At 35.2% G+C, this 4,627-nt stretch carries 2 protein-coding genes and 1 pseudogene; 2 read left to right on the forward strand and 1 reads right to left on the reverse strand.

Annotated features, from left to right (window positions below; genetic code table 11):
* The first annotated feature begins 398 nt into the window (after window positions 1–398).
* Both KNO72_RS15920 and KNO72_RS15370 read left to right on the forward strand, forming a co-directional pair.
* Window positions 399–2,592: pseudogene (locus KNO72_RS15920) on the forward strand (ATP-binding protein).
* A 154-nt stretch (window positions 2,593–2,746) separates the two neighbouring features.
* Entirely contained in the window at window positions 2,747–3,859 is a 1,113-nt protein-coding gene (locus tag KNO72_RS15370; protein WP_214758769.1) for a hypothetical protein, read from the forward strand.
* Between the two features lie 118 nt (window positions 3,860–3,977).
* Here the strand turns inward: KNO72_RS15370 and KNO72_RS15375 are convergent.
* On the reverse strand, window positions 3,978–4,627 hold a 650-nt coding region (locus KNO72_RS15375; protein WP_214758771.1), incomplete at its 5' end, for an IS3 family transposase.

Below are 4,627 nucleotides of genomic sequence, written 5' to 3' on the forward strand. Positions count from 1 at the left end.
AGTTAGGAGGGAAGAGGCTTAGAGCCGCAAGGGTTTGAGGGGAGTGTGAGGGAGAGTTGGGGAGGGAAGGACTTTTTAGCAGGGGAATATAGTAGAAAGAAGAAAAAAGAAGAGGAAAGGGAAAAGTCGTTTAGCCAAATAGTTTGTCTAAATAGAGATGGTTAAGTTACCCAATTATATATTTGACAAACCGTCGTTTACAACAAAGTGTCGAAATATGGAATTAACTGTTGAAATATTTGGTGTTTTGTTATACTTGTTAAACGTTTCTTGTAAAATAGAAATTGACAATAGGCAAATTATATTGAGAGTAGGAACAATTGGGAGGGAGTAGTTTGATAGAAAAGATTAGGATTAAGGAAGTAGCATCCTATGATTCAACGGGAATTGAAGTTAATTTGAGTAAGATTAACTACATTTACGGAAGCAATGGTACGGGGAAAACTACTATTTCTGAATTGCTACGAAATAGTGATAATCAAAAGTTCTCTTCTTGTAATATAGAATGGAAGCAAGGCAGCCCTGATTTTGATCTGTTTGTTTATAATAGAAATTTTGTTCAAGAGAATTTCAGTATCCACAACGATATTAAAGGTATCTTTACTCTCGGAAAAGAATCTACTGAAATATTAGCCTTAATTGAAGGAAAATTGAAAGAAGTAGAGAAACATCAGGATAGAATTGGAAATTTAGAAAATAATATAAAACACAAAAAAGAGCAGTTAGAAATCTTAAAAACAAATTCTATGAATCATTGTTGGGATTTAAAACAAAAGTATGACGAAAACTTCAAAGAGGCATTTACCGGTCTTCGAAATAATAGAGAGAGATTTATGGAAAAGTGCTTGAGTGAAGCTGAGAATAATAACAGCGAACTATATACTTATGAAGAATTATATCGAAGAGTGGAATCTGTCTTTAAAAACCCACGAGTAAAAATCCGACCAATTCCAGAGATCCAATATGAAAGTTCTTTGGAAGAACAATCAATATTTCAGACAAAAATAATAGGTAAAAAGGATATAGATATTGCTAGATTAATATCTGAACTAAATTTAAGTGATTGGGTACAACAAGGGCACAGACATATGGAGGGTACAGATGGTATTTGCCCATTTTGCCAACAGGAGTTACCTGGGATTTTTAAGGAAAATTTGGATGAATATTTTGATGAAACATACACTGAACAAATACAAAATCTTAATTCATCCATTGAAAAATACGAAAGAGATACATTTAACTGAAGACATACCTTTTATTAATAAAGAGAGAATAACATCTCTATTTGAAATAATGAACTCAACATATAAGGAAAATATTCAGTTGCTCGAAAGGAAGAAAAATGAACCAAGTAGAAGTATTGAGTTAAGTTCAATTGCAAGCAACCTTGTGCAAATAAAATCAGAGGTTGAACATGCGAATGTGCAAATTTTAGAGTTAAATAGGGTAATTGACAATATCAAAGAAGAAAAGGAAAGGTTAATAAAAGATATATGGCGATTTATAGTTGAAGAGAATAAGGGTAATTATGACAATTACATGAGTAATTTTCGAAGAGAGAGTGGAGCTTTAGTTGGAATGGAGAAGGGCAAGGCCCGACAAGTAGGATTTAAAAAGAAACTGGAAGAAGAGGCCATTGAGCTTCAAAATCAGTTAACAAGTGTTTTACCTTCTATTCACGAAATTAATACGCTGCTTAAATCATTTGGGTTCACAAATTTCCAGTTAGCAGAATCTGATGAACAGGGTAATTACAAGATTGCAAGGGAAAATGGAGAAGATGCAAACGAAACGTTAAGTGAAGGAGAGAAAACTTTTATTACCTTTCTCTATTTCTATCAGCTTATTAATGGAAGTAATGATCAGGATAAAGTAAATACAGCAAGGGTAGTTGCGATAGATGACCCGATTTCTAGCTTAGATAGCAATATACTATTTATGGTAAGCAACCTGATAAATAATCTAAAGAAAAAGATAAGAAGTAATGACACGAACTTTAAACAATTGATTATTTTGACTCATAATGTATATTTTCATAAGGAAATTTCATTTAATAAAGAGCATGGTAGTAAAAAGCTAAATGATGAAACTTTTTGGATTTTAAGAAAGACAGACAATACATCTCAAATAACTAAGTATGAAGAAAATCCTATTAAAAATTCATATGAGCTTCTTTGGAAAGAATTAAAGGAAAATCCAAATTCAATAACAACACCAAACATCATGAGAAGAATCTTGGAGAATTACTTTAAATTCTTCGGTAACATTGATGTTAATAAAATAATTGAAGAATTTCCTGATGAAGATAAGGTTGTTTGCAATTCTTTATTTTCTTGGGCTAACGATGGATCGCATCATGTAAACGATGATTTATATGTAGATAGTAACCAAGAACAAAATACAATCTATTTTGAAGTATTTAGAAGGATTTTTATAAATTCTAATCACGAGTCTCATTTCAACATGATGATGGGTAACATCGAAATTGAAGTAGAGGGGGACGCAGCCGCCGACGAGGCTAAAAAGGAAATACAAGAAGCATTGGCTCAGATTGCTGTTGGTAGGAGTTTGAGAATTAAACCGTATTTTTAAATTTTGATTTAAAGCCGACAAACTAACAATAGCAGTTTGTTAATTATAATTTACACCGGAAGAGGCATTTACTGTATAAATTAATTACAGAATTGGAAATTCACTTTCCCAAAGGAGATAGTTGAATACACCAATTACAAGAGGGTGAATACAAGTGAATAGAAAATTAATTTTAATAATTAATGTTTTGTTCTTAGGATTATTAATAGGATGTGTTCAAAACGGGGAACCAACAATAAATAATTCATCAACAAATATAGCGGTTTCTAGTTATTTTCCGCCTGTAGGATTAGAAAGAACTTATATTCAATATGGTACAACGGGTGAAAACATATTGTCTAATGATACTGTTAAATCAGAAGTTGATTCATCTGGTAAAGAATCATTATACATACATGAAAAGGGTGGCTTAGCTGTAGAAAGAGTAACAGAATATAAGGTAAATGATCATTCAATAAGAGTTGTATATAGAATAAATGCTTTTATGAATAAGGAAGTAGATGAATTAGAACTAACTAATAGGAAAAGTTGGAATGTTGGAGACTCGGATAATTCTATTAGATATTTGACAAATGAGAACTTGAAAATAACAGTGCCTGCTGGTACTTTTCAAGATTGTATTGAGATTACACAAGTTACTGGAACGGAAGGTAATGGAAACACAAGTATATATTACTATGCTCCAACTGTGGGATTAGTAAAAACGGTTTGGAAGTTAGATGGAGAGAAGTTTACTGCAATGGAGCTACAAAGTTTTTCAAAAGATACTGAACAAGACAGTGAAGGTAAGAGTCAAGAAGAGGGATCAGTAATAGGAGGAGGTATTGAAGAATCACCATCCCCGAAATTTCAGTCAGGGAGTTTACTACATGACACAAATTTAATATCAACATTGAATATTAATGATTATATGAATAGGGTAAATCAATATTCCATTGAGCAAGTAGAATACTATTTGTTACATCGTCCAACTTTTGAAGAAACCAACAATGGCACTACTTTATATTTTAGTGACGATATTACCATTCGATGTGATACAAGCGGGAATATTATGGAAGTAATGATGCAGCAGGACACCTCATTGACTGAAGAAACATTTTTATATATACAATGGTTAATTTTGGGTCTTGATTCTAAAATGAGTATTGAAGAAGCTAATGAAATTATTTTTCCAAAGGAATCGAATCAAGTCTTTAAAGTTGGAGAATTCAATGTTGGTATTATGGCGGATTCTAATGGTTTCACCTTTAAAGCCATTCCATATTAATAATTCGCTAATGAGGCATTTGGAAATTATAATCAAAAACAGTGCTTTAACGAAAAAAGATAGAGCTAATATTGAACTGCTCCCCGTCAAGTAGACAGGACAAATAATGAAAACCAAACTAGGCGGCTTTAGACCTGTATTCGACAGGGCTCAAGCAGTTTAGCCGTTTCTGGAAACGGTCATGGTTGTAGAACGATATGTAGTTCTCGATGGCCGACGTGAGTTCGCTATAGCCCTGGAATTCACGCAGGTAGTACATATCGACTTTCGGGGTACCCCAAAAGCCCTCGATCGGGGCGTTGTCGATGCAACGTCCGACCCGGGACATGCTGTGGGTCAACCCCGCATCTTCTACTATGCGTTTGAACCCTCTCGATGTGTATTGATATCCTCGGTCGCTATGAATCATCGGACCCGCTCCCGTGCGGAGCCCTGCGATCGCTGGCATCATCGTCTGGAAGACGAGCGCGTTGTTGTTAGATTTCCCGATGCGATAGGCAACGATTGAGCCGTCATAGAGGTCGATGATCGCGCTCAGATACGCCTTCTTCCCGGCGCCATATTTGAACTCGGTGACGTCGGTGCACCATTTCTCGTCCGGTCGGGACGCGCTGAATTCTCGGTTCATCAGGTTCTCGGCCACATGTTGTGGCGACGACTTTTTGTACCGTTTTCGCTTCTGGCGTCGTCTGCGATTGACCGTCATGGTGATCCGTCGATAACCGTAGGTCCCGTTCACCTGGTCGTAGAGGAGGCGGATGTCTTCCA

The organism is Exiguobacterium sp. s123 (genome assembly GCF_018617075.1).
Classification (GTDB): Bacteria; Bacillota; Bacilli; order Exiguobacteriales; family Exiguobacteriaceae; genus Exiguobacterium; species Exiguobacterium profundum.